Here is a 20,233-nt window from a genome sequence, read left to right as displayed (position 1 = left end):
ATTCACTCCTCAGTTTCACTGCGTTCTGCTGTGTATTCATAGACCTTCTCAGCAATATCTGTGAACAGCACGCCATTCAGGTGGTCGATCTCATGCTGAAAAGCCCGGGCCAGCAGGCCGCTTCCGGTAATGGTCACTTCCTCGCCTTCGCGGTTCAGGCCGCGTACAGTTACTGTCTCCGCACGGCGGACATCGCCGTTCAGGCCGGGAATACTCAGGCAGCCTTCGGGTCCGAACTGCTCCCCGTCCATACTGAGAATCTCGGGATTGATCAGCTTGATCAATCCATGCTCCTCATCGGCATCGATTACAATCAGCCGTTTCAGAATTCCTACCTGCGGGGCTGCGAGACCTACGCCTTCCGCGTCATACATCGTATCTGCCATATCATCAAGCAGTTTTTGTACATTGGGGGTAACGGTGGTTACCGTCTTCGCTTTTTTGTGCAATACTTCATCCGGTTCTTTCACAATCAGCCTGATTGCCATTTACACTAACACCATCCTTGTTCAAATATAAGAATGTATATGTTTCACGCTATACATTATCCTTCTATTTCTCGCCGAAACGGCAGGGCAAAACCGCCTTACCATTGTAACACGCCCGAGAATTACATCAACATCTGCGGATCGACATCGATGCTGATCTGCAGCCCCTTATCGCGGACAGAATCCTCCAGCTCCTCCGCCACCTGGCGGGTCAGCGCAATGGCGTCAATCGCACCGCGCCATTTGATAATACACTGGAACCGGTAACGCCCCTTCAGCCGGGGCAGCGGCGAGGCCACCGGTCCCAGCAGATCCAGCGCATCCGAGGAGAGCTTGTCCAGACTGCCGTACCAGCGCAGCTGTCTGGCTTTGCCCTGAATACTGAGCGCATAATTCTCCGCAAGCTTCAGCAGCAGCGGAAGCTGCTCATGCGACAGGGTGACCAGAATCAGACGGCAATAGGGCGGGTAATGCAGCTCTTTGCGGTGCTTCAGCTCATCCCGGACGAATGAACGGTAATCATGCCCGCTGGCATGGATAATCGAATAATGCTCCGGTGTATACGACTGGACCACCACCTCGCCGGGGAGCTGATGCCGGCCCGCGCGGCCGGCAACCTGCGTCAAGAGCTGAAAGGTTTTCTCCGCCGCCCGGAAATCAGGCAGATTGAGTGCAGAATCCGCAGTAATGACCCCAACCAGCGTTACATCGGGGAAGTCAAGTCCTTTGGCGACCATCTGTGTGCCCAGCAGCACATCGGCCTTCTTGTCCCTGAACTGGTTCAGGAGCTTCTCATGCGAGCCTTTCTCCGTGGTCGTGTCCACATCCATACGTATAACCCGGATACCGGGGAACAGCTTGCCCAACTCCTCCTCTACCCGTTGCGTCCCTGTCCCGAAGAAGCGGATATGCTCACTGCCGCATTCCGGGCATACCTTGGGTGCAGGTTCTGCATGCCCGCAGTAATGGCAGCGCAGATTGTCGCTTCGGCTGTGATAGGTCAGCGAGATATCGCATTCCGGGCAGCCGGCAACGTAGCCGCAGCTCCGGCACATGACGAAGGTCGAGAAGCCTCTGCGGTTGAGCAGCAGCACTGTCTGTTCGCCGCGCTCCAGCCTGCTCACCAGAGCGGCATGCAGACTGCGGCTGAACATGGAGCGGTTACCTTCCTTCAGTTCCTCACGCATGTCAACGACAGCCACCTTCGGCAGCTCGTTGCCCAGTGCGCGGCTCGGCATCTCCAGCAGAATCGGCGAGAAGTGGATGTCACTCTGCGATCTGGCGGCATGATAGCTCTCCAGTGAAGGTGTTGCAGAGCCCAGAATTACCACGGCCCCGCCCTGCTCTGCCCTGCGGACAGCCACATCACGGGCATGATATTTCGGATTCTCCTCCTGCTTATAAGAGCCTTCATGCTCTTCATCCATGATAATCAGGCCCAGATTGGCGAACGGGGCGAACACGGCTGAGCGTGCTCCGACCGCAACCATCGCCTTACCTTCGCGGATCTTGCGCCACTCGTCATAACGTTCGCCGACAGACAGGCGGCTGTGCATCACCGCCACCCCGCTGCCGAACCGGCCCTTGAACCGTTCCACCATCTGCGGTGTCAGCGCAATCTCAGGCACCAGCACCACTGCCTGCCGACCCTGCTCGATACAGCGCTGGATCGTCTGGAGATAGATTTCCGTCTTCCCGCTGCCGGTCACCCCGTGCAGCAGGAAGACTTCATGCGTCTGCTGCTCGACAGTACCCACAATCCGCTCATAGACCCTCTCCTGCTCCGCTGTCAGCGGAAGCGGTGTGCTTGGCTTGAAGTCCCGTCCCCGGTAGGGGTCACGGTAGACTTCGATTTCGCTGATCTCTATATACCCTTTGTCCGCAAGCGTCTTGAGCGTGCCCGCAGTGACCTGAAGGATCGCCAGAATATCCTTAAGCGGCATCGGCAGCATGGCTTCCATATCAATCAGGTAGGAGAGCACTTCCTTCTGGCGCGCTGAACGCGCGGGGAAGCTGGAGAGCGACTCCCGGGCTTCTGACAAGCCAATAGCCAGGTCAACGGCCTTGAGCTTCTTTTTGCCCATCTTATCCTTGATCGACTGGCTCTCTGCCAGGACTCCGCGCCGCACCATGAACTTAATCGTCTCCGCAGCCTCGGGGAAGGTACGGGTCAGCAGCTTCATGGATACTTCACTGTGACGCCTAACGAAGTCAATGATCTGCTGTTCTTCGTTGTCCGCCTCAAGAAAGAGCGGAAACAGCTCATCTGCGGGGGCGCTGGACGCTTCCTCTGTATCTCCAAGCGAGATCAAACGCTCCGCTTTGCCCTTCAGGGCAGTCGGAAGCATCGCCTGCAGTGCGGAGATCCGTCTGCAGGCGTATCTTTGGCTCATCCAGTCGGCCAGCTCAACCAGCTCCGGCGATAGGGGAGGAAGCAGATCCAGTACTTCTACAATCGGCTTCATCCGGGAGACACTGCCGGTCTCCCCTGATTCCAGGGACACTACGAACCCCTGGACCGTACGGGGGCCGAACGGAACAGCGACTCTGCTGCCCACTTCAATCCACAGCTTCAGAGCATCCGGGATAATATAGTCAAACGGCCGGTCGGTGCTGCGTACAGGAACATCGACAATGACCTTGGCAATATCCATTATAATAAGGCTCCGGCAACACGCTCAGCCGCCAGCCGCAGAATCCGGCGCGCCACCTCATCCTTGGAAGCCAGCGGAAGATCAAGCACTAGGCCTTCGGCATCATACACTTTGACGATGTTGGTATCCGTGCCGAATCCCGCACCCTCCATGGCCACATCATTGGCTACAATCAGATCGAGGTTCTTGCGGACCAGCTTGTCCTTGGCATAGACCTCGGCATTTCCGGTCTCGGCGGCAAAGCCGATCAGGAACTGCTTGTCCTTGATTTTGCCCAGGCTCTCCAGAATATCAGTCGTTTTCACCAGCTCAAGCGTCATGGTGCTGCCGCTCTTCTTAATCTTCGAGTCACTGCTCTCGCGTGGACGGTAATCCGCAACCGCCGCTGCTTTCACAAGAATATCGCAATGACTCCAGCGGGCCATGACTGCATCGTGCATCTCCTGTGCTGACTGGACGCGGACCAGATCGATACCGGCATCACGGGGCGGCGCCTCATCGGTACGTGCGGCAATCAGCGTCACCGCAGCACCCATGGCGTGCGCGGCGCGTGCGAGGGCGAAGCCCATTTTACCCGAGGAATCATTGGAGATATAACGGACGGGATCAATACGTTCTACCGTGCCTCCTGCGGTAATCACCACTTTTTTACCGGCAAGCGGTCCGGAGGTCTTCTCCTTCTGCAGTACAAAAAAGTTCTCAACCACCTTCACGATCTCCTCCGGCTCCTCCAGCCGTCCCTTGCCCACATACCCGCAGGCCAGCAGCCCTTCACCGGGCTCAATAAACTGAACACCCCGGTTATAGAGGGTATCCATATTGCTGAGGACCGCCGGATGCTGATACATATGGACATTCATCGCCGGAGCTACCATAATAGGCGCTGTTGTAGCAAGCAGCGTGGTGGACAGCATGTCGTCTGCCAGCCCGTGGGCCATTTTGGCGATAATGTTGGCTGTAGCCGGCGCAATCAGGACCAGGTCGGCAGCGTCAGCCAGATCAATATGTGAAATAGAAGACGGGTCCCGCTCCTGGAACGTATCACTGTATACCCGCTGCTTCGACAATGACTGGAGCGTCAGCTCCGTAATGAACTGCTTGGCCGATGCTGTCATAATGACATGCACCTCGGCGCCCTTCTGGGTAAGCTTGCTGGTCAGCGCCGCGGCCTTATACGCAGCAATTCCGCCGGTAATTCCGAGTATAATCGACTTCCCTTGTAAGCTCTTCAATCTGATCTCCCTCCGTTCCTCAATCTGCACCCATTCTATATCCAGCTATGAAAAGAAGAAATGAAAATCTTCATATTTACGGCTTCGTTATGTCATATTTACGCTAAAAGAAGCCTGCGCTTCAAATTTTCTTTATATATAGAGAAAAAAATAACAACCTTCCGGTTGTCAGGAACAGCCCGGTACGGGCCATTATCACTTCATTGTGCAGCTTAAGCGGGCAGAAACGGCTGCGCCGCCCTTATTCAAGGGACGGCACCATTTCAGGGGACTATTCCTCGCCGCGCGTTACTATAATGCGGTCTTCATAGATTTCTTCAAGTGCAACACCGACATACTTATGCGATTTAGGCGCAACGATATCGGTCTTGCCGCCTTCACGGAGTGCTCTGGCCCGGCGGGCTGAAGCGACTACCAGGGAATACTTGCTGTCGACCTTAGTCACCAGTTCGTCAATGGATGGATATAGCATGTAAGGCACCTCTTCATCTTTTACTGTAAATATGGACCAATCCTGTAGAACTTGTTCATCGCACCTTACAATGTTCGGCGATAATAATGCTTTCTATTCGCTTGCAGGCCAGATCAATCTCATCATTCACCACGGCATAATCATAATGCCGGATCAAACCGATCTCGTCTTCAGCCACAGACATGCGGTGGCTGATTACATCAGGATGCTCTGTTCCGCGTCCGCGAATGCGGTCCTTCAACTCGTCCATGGACGGGGGAAGAAGGAATACAAAGATCCCTTCGGGAAATTTCTCTTTGACCTTGAGAGCTCCCTGAACCTCGATCTCCAGAATAATATCTCTTCCGCTCTCAAGTGTTCTCTCTACAAAGTCACGCGGAGTACCGTAATAATTGCCTACGTACTCCGCATATTCCAGCAGCTTGTCGCCTTCAATCATATCGGCGAACTGCTCTCTGGATTTGAAAAAATAATTGACTCCGTTCTCTTCACCTGCACGCGGAGAGCGTGTGGTGGCAGAAACGGAATAGACGAGTTCAGGCATCTTCGGCCGCAGCGCTGTGCATACCGTACCTTTGCCGACACCGGAAGGGCCGGATAGTATAATCAGCAATCCTTTTGACATAGTACACTCCAATTGTTGTTATTCGTCGTTATCGTCGTCTTTGCTGGATAGGCGGTGAGCTACCGTCTCAGGCTGTACAGCCGAGAGAATCACATGGTCGCTGTCGGTAATAATGACAGCCCGCGTCCGCCTCCCGTAGGTGGCATCGATCAGCATATGCCTGTCTCTGGCCTCCTGGATAATTCTCTTAATCGGTGCCGATTCCGGGCTGACAATGGAAATAATGCGGTTCGCTGACACGATATTCCCAAAGCCGATGTTGATTAATTTGATTGCCATGTTCCGGTTGTTCCCCCCATAAGTAACATCATAGCTTGCTCCCTGGTTCCTGTCATTCCAGGTTCGCCGCCTGCTCCCGAATCTTCTCGAGCTCCGCCTTCATATCAAGCGTCAGATTCACAACCGCCAGATGACTGCACTTCGACCCTATTGTGTTGGTCTCCCTGTTCATCTCCTGGATGAGAAAATCAAGCTTGCGTCCGGCAGGCTCGCTGCCCAGCAGCAAGGCCCGGCACTGGCCGAAATGGCTGTGAAGCCGGGTCAGCTCCTCATCTATATTGCAGCGGTCCGCGAAGATAGCCATCTCCATGCCGAATTTATGCTCATCCCAGGGGAAGCTCCCGTCATTCAGCAGGTTAAGCCGTTGCCGCAGCTTCTCGCGCTGCTCCTCCACAACCAGAGGCGCATATCTGCTGATTCCGGCATGCAGCTCTTCCAGACGGTCAAGTCTGTGCGTCAGATCGGCCGCCAAATAGGAGCCTTCCCGTCCGCGCATCTCCAGCAGGGCCTCCAGACCAAGCTGGAGACCCTGCTCCAGAAGATCTGCAAGTTCTCCGGAGGAGTCAGCAACAGCCGTCTCTTCCTTCGGTTCCATTACACCGGGCATAGCAAGGATATCCCGCAGGGACAACTCTCCCTTGAAGCCATACTCCCGGACCAGTACCTCCGCTGCATCAAGATAGGAGCTCACCCTGCGGCGGTCCAGCACATGCGTGTCAGCCGCCCCGTCGGTGAGTTCTCTATTAATAATAACATCTACCCGTCCCCGTCTGATATGAGCCTGAACCATTCTGCGCAGCCTATCCTCATACCCCGTCCATTCCCTGGGCAACCGCAGCACAACTTCGCAGTATCGGTTATTCACCGATTTGACCTCGAACGTTATCTTGTGTCCGCCGTATTCCAGGGCTGACTGACCGTATCCGGTCATACTATATGACAACGGAATCACATCCATTACACTATTGTAATTGATTATTACTAGCGAAACAAGGGGGATAACTTACGTCCCTGCTTCTCCCAAATATACTCCAGCAGCTGCACGCTCATATCATAGAACATAAACGGCGTAATCAGATAGATTCCGTTAAAATGTGCAATAGCCGCATCCAGCAGCTCCTTGGCGATCAGCACCCCTTCGGCCCGTCCCGCTTCGCCTTCGAGTCCGGCCATCCGGCTGCGGACCTCGGCGGAGAGCTGAATGCCGGGAACCTCATTATGCAGATACTCTGCATTGCGTCCGCTGGCCAGCGGCATAATGCCGATGAAGATCGGAATATCCAGGTGCTCAGTAGCCTTGGCAATCCGGGCAATCAATTCAGGATCATACACGGGCTGGGTCATAATATAATCCGCACCCGAGGCAATCTTCTTCTCCAGGCGCTCGACCGCTTTGTCCAGATGCTTGACATTGGGATTGAACGCTGCGCCGATGACGAACTTCGCGTTCTGCTTGAGCGGCTTGCCGGAGAAGGCCACGCCGTCATTGAGCTGCTTAATCATACGTATAATTTCAAATGAAGTCAGGTCATAGATCGAGCTTGAGCCGGGCAGATCCCCGAACCGGGCAGGATCTCCGGTCACGGCCAGCACATGGTCAATCCCCAGCGCGTCGAAGCCCATCAGATGCGACTGGGTGCCAATCAGATTGCGGTCACGGCAGGCAATATGCACCAGCGGCCGCAGGCCTGTGCGGGCCTGCACCAGATGCCCCAGCGCCATATTGCTCATCCGGGTGACAGCAAGCGAATTATCGGCCAGCGTCAGCGCATCGGCTCCGGCCCGGCGCAGCGCCTCTGCCCCCTTCATGAACTTCGCGATGTCCAGATCGCGCGGAGGGTCAAGCTCTACGATAACGGTGTGGCGTTCCTTGACCAGATCGACAAGCGTCGGTTCGCCGCCTCCCTGTCCCCCGTCATCCGCCAGATGCTCCTGCACCGCAATTCTCTCAGGCGCACTGAAGGCAGCGGGCTCAGGCAGCGGCTCCACCACATAGCCCTTCAGGGCAGCGGAGATCTCAGCGATATGCTTGGGGGTAGTCCCGCAGCAGCCCCCGATAATCCGGCTGCCCATATCCGCGAACACCGGAGCCATCTGTCCGAAATACTCCGGCGAGGCGCCATAGCGGTACTGGCCGTCTACATAATCGGCTACCCCCGCATTCGGATAGATCGACACCGGCAGCGCCAGCTTGCCCTGTAGCGTACCCAGCGCACGCTTGATCCCGTTTGGTCCGGTGTTGCAGTTGAAGCCGATCACATCGGCTCCGTCCTGCTGCAGAATATGGAACGCTTCCGGCAGGGTTAACCCGTCCAGCGTCCGCGCCGAATCGTCCACAGCCAGCTGGCAGATCACCGGCAGCGTGCTGAGCTTGCGCACAGCCTTCAGCGCCAGATGAAGCTCCTCGACATCATAGAAGGTCTCCAGCATGATCCCGTCCGGCGCTTCCTCCAGAAGCGCGGCAATCTGCTGCGAGAAGAACTTCTTCAGCTCGGAGGAGGACAGATTGGCCCGTTTACCGGCGCGGATCGAGCCGATCGCACCGACAACATACCCGTTCTCGCCGGCAGCCCGGCGGGCAATGCGGACTCCTGCCCGGTTGATATCCGCTACCTTGGCTTCCAGTCCGAACTTGGACAGCTTGTCGTAGTTCGCGGAATAGGTATTACTCTCCAGCAGTACAGCACCTGCATTGATGTAGCTCCGGTGCACATCCTCAATGACCTCCGGTGAGGTCAGATTCAATTCCTCGTAGGAGATGCCGACAGGGAAACCCTTTTGATACAAAAAGGTTCCCATCGCTCCGTCTCCGACCAACACGTTATTCTCCCATGCAGAGCGCAAATCCGGCTTCACCGCAAGAACCTCCCCTTACTGACAACATTAGTTTCATACTAATGTAACATAAATCGGGATGGATGATAAGCTTTAGCAGACAAAAGAGACGGGTGTCCATAATTCTTGTATGCCGGTCCGTCAATTGATTCATACTACGCATAATCTTGGCAGAAGGAGAATGTAGGAATGAAGAAGCAAATAAGAAGGCTGCTGCTGCGCAAATATGCCGTAATCCTCCTGCTGTCGGCGCTCTCGCTGCTGTACCTGTACCTGCTGGACTGGATGTTCGGCTACGGGACGGAGAATATCCGCTATATACTGAATTATCTGCTCTACACTACCTCGGAGAAGCTGACTGCGGCTGTACTGGTGCTGCTCCTTATCGTACCTGATGCCATCTATTGGGTGAGCGGCCGTCAGCCCGGCCGGGGGGCGGAGAAATGATCGCGGACCGCCGTTACTATTACCAGCAGCGCTGGAACGACTATCATTAAATAGGGATACACCCTGTACAGCAGGGTCCCGCCCTCATCGAGATGTTCGATGAAGCTGCGTGCATCCAGCATGGAAGTGAAGAGGATGATCAGTCCGCAGGGATAGAGCATTCTCCGGTACGGCAGCTTGAACAGGTCCGAGATTCCGATTAGTGCAGCAGCGAAGAAGACAGCCATTTTGAAAAACACCCCGATGATCAGCACCATCACCACGAAAATATCCACCCGCTGGATGATATCCGAAATGGAGATCTTGCTGATTGTCGGCATCAGCGGGAGCGGCGAACGCTCTACAATATCAGCACCCAGAACCGAAACATTCAGCGCCATGGTGAAGCTGAGCAGCAGCGCGGAGAACACCATGGCGGCGGCGATAATCCAAGGCCCTTTTTTGACACTGGACAGGTACGGCATCAGCATCGTGAAGCACACCATCTCCCCGAACGGAAACATATAATTCTGATGAATCACCGAGCGAAGCACGGGCTGAAAGCCATTCTCCAGTACAGGCAGCAGTCTGTGCAGATTAATCGTACCGGAGAGTATCAGCATCACGGTCCCGAACAGGCCGATCCCCAGAACGACAAACGCAAATACCATGGACGTTCTGCTCAGCACCTCCAACCCCTTATGCAGCACATAAGCTCCCGAGAGCAGCATCAGGGTGCTTAAGATAAACAGCGGAGTATGATGCATGGTTGACATTGCGAGCATGGTGCTGCCATCGCGCAAATCCCTGGCGGCCAGGTTTATGTAGAGAACAATATAGAGCAGGCCTACCGGTGCTCCGATATATTTTCCGAGAATTTGCCGTGTATAGGCTGTAAAAGGCTGGTCCGGGTGCTTACGGTACAGATAGGCGTATCCCGTGAACATGATCAGCCCCGCCGCGCAGCCGAGCAGGATCGAGAGCCAGGCATCCCGGCCTGCCCCCATTCCCAGATTAACCACCAGCGCCGTGCCCAGCTCGAACAGCACCGTCAGGCTGAAGAATTCGACGAGTCCGATTTTGACCTTCCCCATATTCTGTGGACCTCCTCACCCGGTTACCCTACCGGCAGACTTAATGAATCTGAAAAGAGTTGCTGCGCATATCCGTATGCCGGATGACCACATCTGCATCGAACCGGATTTCACAGTTTGCGAATACGTCCTCCCAGTGGTCCCTGACCTTCTTCCAGCCGCGCGGATCCTTCCGCTGCAATGCCCGTCCAAAGCCGAGATAATCACTGCCCAATTCTTTGGCTGTGCTTATGGCTGCTTGGATATGCTTGACGCTTTCTTTTATGAGCCGGTCTGACAGCTCTTCCAGCACTTTAGGCGAGGTAAGATCGAGCGGATTCGGAGCTTCCTTGAGCGCAGCCTGCTGCGTGATTTTGACCGTAAAGACAGGATGCTCCGGGTCAGACGACTCGACGGCAAGTGACACCTGGGACTGATAGATGTTGAAGGAGAGATAACGGCCCTCCTGCTGCTTGAGCAGAACCGGGAACTCTTTGATCCGATTATGCAAAAGAACGGTACCGAGAGCAGCGTCACCCGTAAGCCAGCCCTTCAGCTTGTCATCCTTGAATGCCGCAAGGGAGGAGACTCTCAGGATCGACCGGGGTTCGATATTCTTCAGGCTGTCATTGCTGCCCGATGAGGGAGTCCACTCTCCTCTGGTGTATACCCCGTTGATCACCGGACCGCCTCCTCTGATCTGAATGCCCCGGATCACATCATCCACGGCCATCCGGAAGTTATAGCCGAACTGCTTGGAGGTCGTCTCCAGCTTCTCCACCAGATCATTGGCCGGGATTTTGCTGAACACGGTCATTGTGGACATGATCTCACGCGCAGGCTGTCCCTTGGAGATGAAAATCAGGCTGTTCAGCCGGGTATCGCTCTCCCGCTCCAGCACATCGAGAAGGTCCTTGATGCCTTCGCGGGCGAACGCCTCCGAGATCACCAGCACCCGCACATGTCCCAGGGAGAGGAAGCGTGCCGTCTGGCGGGAAGCGTCTGCCAGCGCCTCGAACATCGTGCGGCCTGTTCCTGTGTACAGCGCAACCGGCGATATACCTCTGCTCTTCTCTCCGGAGATTTCCTCCGCCACAATCACTTGAAAGGATAGCTTGTACCGCTCAGCCTCAGAGTCGCCCTTGTCGATCGCTACCCCCGAGACAATTGCCCGCCGGTTGAGTTCAACACTGTCCCAGCAGCCGGTAAGCAGCAGCATTGGAAGGACAAACAGTACACCTATGCCGCCGAAGATTCTATTCCTCACGCTTCTCCTCCTCAGCCCTGCTATTCTTGCGGATTAACGGGGGGAGCTGCTCCTCATGACCGGTCGTTAGCAGCATGTATTCCGGCATTTCCTCGCGCATTTGTGCCGGCGGCTTGTCCGGCCCGATCAGCCAGAGCGGCATTCTGAACAGTGTGTCCTTATGCCCTTTAATGGAGAGCGGCACGAAGGGGAAGAGATAAGGAACACCGAAGGATCTCAGGCTGCTCATATGTGCCACCAGCAGGATCAGGCCCAGAGTAATTCCGTAGAAGCCGAATATACTGGCCATGATCAGAAAAGCAAACCGGATAATTCTCCCGGCAATCGCCAGGTTGTACGCCGGAAGGGCAAAGCTGGCAATCCCGGTCAACGCTACGACGATGACCATGATGGGCGCAATAATCCCGGCCTCTACCACCGCCGTTCCCAGGATAAGTGCACCGACCACAGAGACCGTCTGCCCGATGGCACGCGGCATGCGTACCCCGGCTTCGCGCAGGATTTCAAAGGCCAGCTCCATCAAGAGCAGCTCCACAAAGGCCGGGAAGGGCACATTCTCCCGCTGGGAGAGCAGATTGATCAGCAGCGTGGTCGGAATCATCTCATAATGATAGGTAGTCAGCGCAAGGTAGACCGAAGGACCCAGAATCAGCACGAGGAAGCTCAAATAACGGACCAGCCGCATCAATATGGTAATGTCGAACCGCTGGGAATAATCCTCGGCAGATTGAAAAAACTGCGTAAACACCGCCGGAAGAATCAGTACAAACGGCGTGCCGTCCACAATAATTACCACCCGGCCTTCGAGCAGATTGCCTGCAGCCACATCAGGCCGTTCCGTATTGTAGATCGTCGGAAACGGCGTGAAGGTCTTGTCCTGAATTAATTCCTCGATGTACCCCGATTCCAGAATCTCATTGATGGAAATCTTGTTCAGCCGGTCTCTGGCTTCGCGGATCAGATCCTCCCCCGCAATCCCCTTCATGTACATCATCGCCACATGGGTATGGGTCTCCGAGCCGAGCTTCAAGACTTCCAGGTGCAGCTTGGCAGATTTGATTCTGCGGCGGATCAGGGCGATGTTCGTGGCCACTGACTCGACGAACCCGTCCTTCGGCCCCCGGACCACGAGCTGGGAGGTTGGCTCACTGACCGCCCGCTGCTCCCCGCCCCTGGTCCCGCACAGAATCGCTGCCCTGCAGCCCTCCAGCAGAATCGCAGTGTCCCCGGAGAGAATAGCGAGCATGATCTCCTTCCATTCCTCCTGGAGCAGCGCCTCACCTGTCTCCATTGCACGGCTAAGGATCTGCTGCGGAAGTGAAGCTTCTTCCCCGCGGCTATCAGCACCGCCATCCGTTCTGTCAAGGAACAGTTCCTCCGTATGATTCAGCAGTGAACCGAGTACGAATTCATTCACTGCCGCAGGGTCCGCCAGTCCGCTCAGATGAACAGCGGCCGCTTCCAGGCGGCGTTCTCCCCCGATCTGGATTCTGCGGATCTGGAGATCTGGACTGCCGCCAAGCTCCGTCTGAATGTGGAGCAGACTTTGGGCGACTGTATCCTCGAGTCCCAAGCGAACGCTGCCCTGCGGCTGTCCCGGTCCCGGTGCAGTATCTGCTCCCGCATTCTGTGCTTTTCGGTTGGACCCTGACTTCATCTCCGCTCCTCCTCCTCCCTGATTCTATGCAGAGTTCTATTATTCGCGGATATGCCTGCCATTATTCGGCTTTCATTTCATACTCCAGTTCCATACCGGCTCTGAATTACATAAAAAATCCCCTGCATCTGGCATGCAGGGGATTGCAAGTGGTTATATGGGAATCAAATATCAGATATCCACTGAGCCGGTATATACCACCTGGGCAGGGCCGGTCATATAGACATGATTGTCTTCCTCGTTCCATTCGATGAACAAGTCACCGCCCTTCAGGCTGATGACCGCCGAGCGGTCCGTCACTCCGTTCAGCACGGAGGAAACCAGAGTCGCGCAAGCACCTGTTCCGCAGGCCAGGGTAGGCCCGGCACCACGCTCCCAGACGCGCATGTCCACGTGGCCGCGGTTCACTACGGTGGCGAACTCCACGTTGACCTTACGCGGGAAGAGCGGGTGCACCTCCAGCTTCGGTCCCCAGGTAGCGAGATCGAACGATACTGCATCATCCACATAAATGACTGCATGCGGATTCCCCATGGAGACTGCGGTGAATCTGAACGCTGTGCCGTCCGCTTCAATCGGCTGGTCGAGCACAGGCTCCGCGTCGATCGCTACAGGAATCTGCGGTCCGGACAGGACCGGCTCACCCATATCCACCGTTACGCTCTCCACGATCCCGTCCTTCACCTTCAGAGAGACCTTCTGTTCTCCGGCGCCAATCGTCTCAATGACAATCTGCTCCGATTCCACCAGACCATGCTCATATACATATTTGGATACACAGCGGATCGCATTGCCGCATTGCTCAGCCTCAGAGCCATCGGAGTTCATGATACGCATCATGTAATCGCCGCGCTGCGAAGGGAGAATGTACACCAGTCCGTCTGCCCCGATGCCGAAGAACCGGTTGCACAGCTTAACTGCCAGCTCCGGGGCATTGCCCGGCAGCTCATCCTCGCCGAATACGATAATAAAATCATTGCCCAAACCGTGCATTTTAGTAAATTCCATTGTCAGGTCCACTCCTATAAGTAAGATCAGCTGTTTCCACATTCCTGGTTCATCATAAACCAAGCTTCTCAGTGAAACCAGCATACCTTATAGGAGTGGAGTGAGGCTATTGATTTTATGCTGAAAACTTTGTACTTTTTATCATCTGGCGTCCGCCGCTGCGGCTGCGGTTCTTCTTGCCGCCCCAGACGCTGCCCGCTCCCATCAGGAAGGTCGGGATTCCGGACATCACCAGCACCAGGCACCATTCACGGAAGCTGAGCGGAACAGTCTTGAACACCGGCTGAAGCACAGGGAGGTACATTACAGCCAGCATTAAGATCACAGAGGACAGGACAGCCAGGACCAGATATCTGTTCTGGAACGGATTCCGGTAGAAGACCGAGCGCGAGCTGCGGCAATCGAACACATGAATGAGCTGAGCCATCACAAGGGTGGCAAAAGCAACCGACTGCGCGCGGATCAACTGCTGCGCACTACCTGGATCAATCCGCAGCGTGAGCCAGAAGGCGGCCAGCGTACAGAGGCCGATCAGCAGCCCGCGGCTGACAATCTTCCAGCCCAGCCGCCGGGCAAAGATGTTTTCTTTTGCACCGCGTGGCTTGTGCTCCATCAGATCCTTCTCCGGCTGGTCTACGCCCAGCGCCATTGCAGGTAGGCCGTCTGTAACCAGATTGACCCATAGAATCTGGATCGGAACCAGCGGCAGCGGCAGCCCGAGCATCATGGCGAAGAACATGGTCAGAATCTCACCGACATTCGAGGCCAGCAGGTACCGGATGAATTTGCGGATATTCTCATAGATGTTCCGTCCCTCTTCAATAGCTGCCACGATGGTCGAGAAGTTATCGTCCCCGAGGACCAGGGCCGAAGCCTCCTTCGTCACATCCGTACCGGTGATTCCCATTGAGATCCCGATATCGGCGGCCTTAATTGCAGGCGCATCGTTTACTCCATCGCCAGTCATCGCTACGACATGGCCGTGGCGCTGCAGCGACTTGACGATCCGCAGCTTATGCTCCGGCGATACCCGGGCGTAGACGAACACGCTGTCGGAGACCTTATCCAGCGCATCATCGTCCATCCGGGTAAGCTCGCTACCAGTTAGAACCCTGCCGCCGCGCTGCAGAATGCCGAGCTGATGAGCAATCGCCTCTGCGGTCGTCCCATGGTCGCCGGTAATCATGACCGTCTTGATGCCTGCCCGGCGGGTCACGCTGATCGCATCGCGCACTTCCTTGCGCGGCGGATCGATCATCCCGGCCAGGCCCACGAAGACAAGCTGGCTCTCCGCTTCCTTCTCGCTGCCGGCCGTTTCTCCGCTCCGCAGATCGCGGTAAGCCATCCCCAGCACACGCAGTGCGCCGGAAGCCATCTGTTCATTGGCATCCAGCACCTTCTGGCGCAAGGTCGGCGTGCAGGGCACGACTCCGCCCTCCCACAGCATATACGTGCAGCAATTCAGGAGCACATCGGGTGCGCCTTTGGTGCAGATCATCCGGCCGCCGGGGTGATTCACAACCACCGACATCAGCTTGCGTTCAGAATCGAACGGAAACTCCGTCTCCCGGGTATAGGTTACAGCAAGCGTTTGGGCAGTTAGTCCCATTTTGGCAGACAAAGCGACCAGCGCTCCTTCCGTAGGATCGCCCTTCAGTTCCCAGACCGGCTGGGCGTTAGCCCCTTTATCGGCCTCTGCACCTTTGCCTTTCTTTTTGCTGCGCGTGTCGGGGAAGCTCTCATAAATCTCTGCGTTGCTGCATAATGCACCCACCTGAAGCATGCGCCGGAGACTCTGGTCATTCTTCAGATCAACGGGCCGGCCTTTCTGGAGCACACTGCCTACCGGAGCATAACCTTCCCCTGATACCTCAAGGGTCCGTCCGGCGTTCCAGAGCTGGGTGACTGTCATTTTGTTCTGCGTCAGGGTTCCTGTCTTATCCGAGCAAATGACGGAGGCGCAGCCCAGCGTCTCTACCGAGGGCAGCTTGCGGACAATCGCCTTGCGCTTGATCATCCGCTGGACACCCAGCGCAAGCGCAATCGTCACAATGGCCGGAAGTCCTTCGGGAATAGCTGCCACCGCCAGACTCACCCCGGCCAGGAACATCGCCGTTGCCGGCTGACCATGCATAATTCCTGCCAGAACCACAACAATGGTCAGCCCCAGTGAGACATAGATCAGAATCTTGCCGAGCTGCTCCAGACGGTGCTGCAGCGGGGTCTCCTGGGATTCAGTGTTCTGGATCAGATCGGCAATCTTGCCCATCTCGGTAGCCATACCGGTGCGGATGACCACAGCCCGGCCGGTTCCCCGGGTCACCATCGTACCCATGAAGCCGATATTCTTCTGATCGCCCAGCGGGATGTCTTCAGCATAGATCGCCGAGGCATGCTTGGAGACCGGCAGCGACTCCCCTGTCAGCGCTGACTCTTCGGCATAGATGCTGCTGCACTGCAGCCAGCGGACATCTGCCGGTATCCGGTCCCCGCTCTCCAGCAGGACGATATCTCCGGGGACCAGCATTCTGGCGGGAAGCACCTCCTGCTTCCCGCCGCGCATCACTTTGGCCGTAGGCGCGGAGAGCTGCTTCAGTGCTCTTAACGAACGCTCGGCGCGGAACTCCTGCACGAATCCGAGTACCCCGTTAAGCAGAATAATCGCGATAATCGTAATGGCGTCTAAGTATTCGCCGAGCAGGCCGGATACCAGAGTCGCCCCCATCAGCACCAGTACCATGAAATCCTTGAACTGATTGAGCAGCAGCGTAAAAGGTGATACCCTTTTGCCCTCAGACAGCTCATTGTACCCGCTCTCTTTGCGTCTTGCGGCGGCGTCCTCGGCGCTTAGCCCCGTTCCCGGCTGAACGCCGAACATCTCCTGCAGCTCCTCTGCACCGAGCCGGTGCCAGCTTTTTTGTTCCATAACTAATCTTTCCCCTCCCGGTCGTTTCTTGACTTCCGGCGGCGCACAGCTTTTCCACCTGTTCATGTCCAAGTGTATTCATGGTCGTCCCAAAATATCACCGTATCTGGGTTTCTCCTTTTGCGCGAACCGGTAAAAGTATGGCATCATAGAGGGAGTACTTTATTATCAGGCGACAGGAGAACCTTATCATGGCATTAGACGGCATTGTTACCCAAGCGATCGTGCATGAGCTTCAGCCCTTCATCGGTGCACGCGTCGGCAAAATATATCAACCCAGCACACATGACCTCATCTTCACCCTGCGCGGTGCGGGCGGCGGCGGCAAGCTGCTGCTGTCGGCGAACCCGACCTACCCCCGGCTGCACCTGACCGAGAGAAGCAGCATCAACCCGGCAGAAGCGCCGATGTTCTGCATGCTGATGCGCAAGCATTGTGAAGGCGGCACCATCGAGAGCATTACCCAGGTGGGGCTTGAACGAATTATTCATATCACCATCAGAACACGGGATGAGCTGGGGGATGTCTCCGCCAAAAAAATCATCATCGAGCTGATGGGACGCCACAGCAACATCATTCTGACCGAGCTGGCCACGGGGACGATTATCGACGGCATTCATCATGTCACCCCGTCAATCAGCAGCTACCGGGTCGTTATGCCGGGAGCGGCTTATACCCAGCCGCCGCAGCAGCATAAGCTGAATCCGCTGCAGATCAGCCAGCCGGACTTCCTTACCCTGATAGCCTCGGCAGAGGAAGCGGCCCGCTACGCCGCCGAGCATCCTCAGGAGCCGGAGGAGGATATGATCGAGGGCGAGATCGCCGGACTGCTGGCCTCACTTGAGGCACCGCAGGCTGACGGCTCCGGCGGCCCGGCCCCTTCAGCCGATCCGGCCGGCTGGCTGGTACACGCCTTCAGCGGCCTGAGTCCGCTGATCGCCGGAGAGATCCTCCACCGGTACAAGGAGATAGGCGGAGAAGCTGAGGATTTCAGCAGCGGCATGGATAAGCCCGATCAGCTCTGGGAAGCCTTCCATTCCGTCATGGAGCCGGTCAGCAAGCTGGAATTCGCTCCAGTCACCGGTTGGAATGCCAAGGGCAAGCCGGTATTCTCGGCCATTCCGCTGAAGCTCATGAGCGGGAATGTGAAGCATTACAGCTCCATAAGCTTGTGCCTGGAGGATTATTATGGGGACAAGGCGGAGAAGGACACGGTTAAGCAGCGGGTTAGCGACCTGATCCGCTTCCTCAGCAACGAGCGCAGCAAGAACATCAAGAAGCTGGCCAACCTGCACAAGGATCTGAACGAAGCCGAGGATGCAGACCAGTTCCGGATCTGGGGCGAGCTGCTGTTCGCTTCCCTGCACACCGTGAACAAAGGCGACAAGGAAGCAAAGCTAGTAAACTACTATGATGAGAATCAGGCGGAGATTACCGTTCCGCTCGACCCGCTGCTAAGCCCTACGGACAATGCACAGCGGTATTTCAAAAAATATAACAAGTACAAGAACAGCCTGCGGGTGATCGGCGAGCAGGTCAAGAAGACACACGAAGAGATTGCCTATATGGAACTGCTGCTCCAGCAATTAGCCCATGCCTCACTGAATGACATTGAGGAGATCCGCGAGGAGCTGGTTAGCCAAGGCTATCTCCGCGACCGCAGCAAAAAAGGCAAGAAGAAAAAGAAGGCTGCCAGACCTACGCTGCAGGTATTCACTTCCTCTGAAGGGGTTGACATCTATGTCGGCAAAAACAATCTGCAAAACGAGTATGTCACCAACCGCCTCGCTGCTCCGAACGATACCTGGCTGCATACCAAGGATATTCCCGGCTCGCATGTGGTGATCCGCAGTGAGGAATTCGGCGATGCCACCCTGGAGGAAGCTGCTCAGCTCGCTGCCTACTACAGCCAGGCCAAGCAATCCAGCAGTGTGCCGGTGGACTGTACGCTCATCCGTTACGTGCGCAAGCCGAGCGGAGCCAAGCCGGGCTTCGTCATCTACGATCATCAGCGGACACTCTTCGTCACGCCCGATGAAGAGCGGATCAAGCAATTGCCGAATGTGCTGCGGAGTTAAGCGGAAAACCGAATACATTGGGCTGGTGCGAAGGTGAACGGCACATTGTATGCGGAAAACCGAACACAATAGTAGGTGGTTTCCTCTTACTGATCATGCGCTTTACTAACAGTAAGGATTGCTCCTACCAAAAAACCTCCGTCCTGTAGCGCCTGCGCTAAGGGTCGGAGGTTTTTAGTGTCTTGTGTTTTGTGTTTTGTGTCTTGTGTCTGGCGTTTTGTGTTTTTGTATCCTGCGCTCTTTGCTGTGTCCTACAGTCAGCCTCTGGCAGCCTTAAGCTGCTCCAGCACAGCGGCAGGCACACTCACACTGCCGAGATCCCCGTGGAAAACAACGCCCTGCCGCGCACCATGGAAATCCGAGCCGCCGGTTACCCGCAGGCCGAATTCCGCAGCCAGTGCAAGGTAGCGCTCATGCTCTGCCGGGCCATGATCGGAATGATACACCTCGATGCCGTCCAAATCACATTCCTCCACGATTCTGCGCACCAGTGCGTCATCCCCGTAGATTCCCGGATGGGCCAACACCGCTGCACCTCCTGCTTCACGAATCCACTGGCAGGCCGTCTCCGGGGTAATGCGCGGAGGCGAGACATAGGCCGCCGCCCCTTCGCCCAGATACTTGTCGAAGGCATCCCGCATATCTCCGGCTGCACCCAGCCGGACCAGCTCATCCGCGATGTGCGGGCGGCCTATGCTCTCATCAGGCTTCAGCTCCCGGCCAAGCCCTGACACTACCTGCTCCAAGGTGATCGCAATGCCCAGCCCGCGCAGCTTCTCCAAAATTGCTTCATTACGCCCGAGCCGGATACCCCGCTGCTCCTCCAGGCGGGACAACAGCAGTTCCTGTTCTATGTCGATATAGTAACCGAGGACATGGATCTCCTTGCCGCTCTGCCGTGTGCTGATCTCTACACCGGGAACTACAGTAATCCCGTACCGCTTGCCTGCTTCCAGTGCTTCCGCTACTCCGCTGACCGTATCATGATCGGTAATGGCTAGCGCTGCCAATCCAGCCTCGTAACCAAGCCGCACATTCTCTGCCGGCGGCTGCATGCCGTCCGAGGCCTGGGTATGGGTGTGCAGGTCGCATCTGCCGGCTGTATCAGCAAGACCCGCTGTAGCTAACTCCGCCTCTGAATGCCCGCTATGACTTGTAGGGTCTGTCATGGAATTCCTCCGTTCTTTCAAGTAAGTTTACATGCTTTCATGCA

Annotated in this window: 16 protein-coding genes; 2 read left to right on the top strand and 14 right to left on the bottom strand. The window is 56.1% G+C overall.

The window, feature by feature from the left end; genetic code table 11:
- Nucleotides 1–2: 2 nt before the first annotated feature.
- The 8 genes from def to NST69_RS12075 all read right to left on the bottom strand — a co-directional run bounded on the left by def (nt 3) and on the right by NST69_RS12075 (nt 8,606).
- Nucleotides 3–488 carry a peptide deformylase gene (def, locus tag NST69_RS12110; RefSeq protein ID WP_036694508.1) on the bottom strand — a complete coding sequence of 162 codons (486 nt, stop codon included), beginning with the start codon at nt 486–488 and terminating at the stop codon, nt 3–5.
- Nucleotides 489–610: 122 nt separating this feature from the next.
- Complete coding sequence (priA, locus tag NST69_RS12105) at nt 611–3,142, bottom strand: primosomal protein N' (protein ID WP_342549420.1); 2,532 nt, start codon at nt 3,140–3,142, stop codon at nt 611–613.
- Nucleotides 3,142–4,374, bottom strand: a complete 1,233-nt coding sequence (gene coaBC, locus NST69_RS12100; RefSeq protein WP_342549419.1) for a bifunctional phosphopantothenoylcysteine decarboxylase/phosphopantothenate--cysteine ligase CoaBC — start codon at nt 4,372–4,374, stop codon at nt 3,142–3,144. Before coaBC ends, priA begins: the two co-directional genes overlap by 1 nt.
- 271 nt (nt 4,375–4,645) lie before the next feature.
- The gene (gene rpoZ, locus NST69_RS12095) at nt 4,646–4,846 is read right to left on the bottom strand and encodes a DNA-directed RNA polymerase subunit omega (RefSeq protein ID WP_036694519.1); all 201 of its coding nucleotides are present in this window, start codon (nt 4,844–4,846) and stop codon (nt 4,646–4,648) included.
- Nucleotides 4,847–4,901: 55 nt separating this feature from the next.
- Nucleotides 4,902–5,471, bottom strand: a complete 570-nt coding sequence (gene gmk, locus NST69_RS12090; RefSeq protein ID WP_036694520.1) for a guanylate kinase — start codon at nt 5,469–5,471, stop codon at nt 4,902–4,904.
- 18 nt (nt 5,472–5,489) lie between these two features.
- Nucleotides 5,490–5,750, bottom strand: a complete 261-nt coding sequence (locus NST69_RS12085) for a DUF370 domain-containing protein (protein ID WP_006209218.1) — start codon at nt 5,748–5,750, stop codon at nt 5,490–5,492.
- A gap of 52 nt (nt 5,751–5,802) precedes the next feature.
- Entirely contained in the window at nt 5,803–6,693 is an 891-nt protein-coding gene (locus tag NST69_RS12080; RefSeq protein WP_209873099.1) for a YicC/YloC family endoribonuclease, read from the bottom strand.
- Nucleotides 6,694–6,731: 38 nt separating this feature from the next.
- Nucleotides 6,732–8,606, bottom strand: coding sequence for a bifunctional homocysteine S-methyltransferase/methylenetetrahydrofolate reductase (locus tag NST69_RS12075; protein ID WP_036729413.1), 1,875 nt, complete (start codon nt 8,604–8,606; stop codon nt 6,732–6,734).
- Between the two features lie 168 nt (nt 8,607–8,774).
- Between NST69_RS12075 and NST69_RS12070 the strand changes: the two genes are divergently transcribed.
- Nucleotides 8,775–9,032 (top strand): hypothetical protein, encoded by a 258-nt coding sequence (locus NST69_RS12070; protein ID WP_342549418.1) that lies wholly within the window; start codon nt 8,775–8,777, stop codon nt 9,030–9,032.
- Here NST69_RS12070 and NST69_RS12065 read toward each other — a convergent pair.
- From NST69_RS12065 to NST69_RS12045, 5 genes are all read right to left on the bottom strand, one after another.
- Nucleotides 9,005–10,105, bottom strand: coding sequence for a GerAB/ArcD/ProY family transporter (locus NST69_RS12065; protein WP_342549417.1), 1,101 nt, complete (start codon nt 10,103–10,105; stop codon nt 9,005–9,007). The genes NST69_RS12070 and NST69_RS12065 overlap by 28 nt on opposite strands.
- 40 nt (nt 10,106–10,145) lie before the next feature.
- Nucleotides 10,146–11,351, bottom strand: coding sequence for a Ger(x)C family spore germination protein (locus NST69_RS12060; protein WP_342549416.1), 1,206 nt, complete (start codon nt 11,349–11,351; stop codon nt 10,146–10,148).
- On the bottom strand, nt 11,341–13,008 hold the full coding sequence (locus NST69_RS12055) for a spore germination protein (RefSeq protein ID WP_342549415.1): 1,668 nt from the start codon (nt 13,006–13,008) through the stop codon (nt 11,341–11,343). Before NST69_RS12055 ends, NST69_RS12060 begins: the two co-directional genes overlap by 11 nt.
- Before the next feature lie 171 nt (nt 13,009–13,179).
- A complete protein-coding gene (gene dapF, locus NST69_RS12050; RefSeq protein ID WP_342549414.1) occupies nt 13,180–14,016 on the bottom strand; it encodes a diaminopimelate epimerase in 837 nt (278 codons plus the stop codon).
- 115 nt (nt 14,017–14,131) lie between these two features.
- Nucleotides 14,132–16,942 (bottom strand): calcium-translocating P-type ATPase, SERCA-type, encoded by a 2,811-nt coding sequence (locus NST69_RS12045; RefSeq protein ID WP_342549413.1) that lies wholly within the window; start codon nt 16,940–16,942, stop codon nt 14,132–14,134.
- A gap of 191 nt (nt 16,943–17,133) precedes the next feature.
- Between NST69_RS12045 and NST69_RS12040 the strand changes: the two genes are divergently transcribed.
- Entirely contained in the window at nt 17,134–19,020 is a 1,887-nt protein-coding gene (locus NST69_RS12040; protein ID WP_342549412.1) for an NFACT RNA binding domain-containing protein, read from the top strand.
- 257 nt (nt 19,021–19,277) lie between these two features.
- Here NST69_RS12040 and NST69_RS12035 read toward each other — a convergent pair whose 3' ends face one another.
- Complete coding sequence (locus NST69_RS12035; protein WP_342549411.1) at nt 19,278–20,189, bottom strand: PHP domain-containing protein; 912 nt, start codon at nt 20,187–20,189, stop codon at nt 19,278–19,280.
- Nucleotides 20,190–20,233: the final 44 nt, after the last annotated feature.

The sequence above is a fragment of the Paenibacillus sp. FSL P2-0089 genome (assembly GCF_038595095.1).
Classification (GTDB): Bacteria; Bacillota; Bacilli; order Paenibacillales; family Paenibacillaceae; genus Paenibacillus_AQ; species Paenibacillus_AQ silagei.
This window is presented reverse-complemented; position numbering and strand designations above follow the sequence as displayed.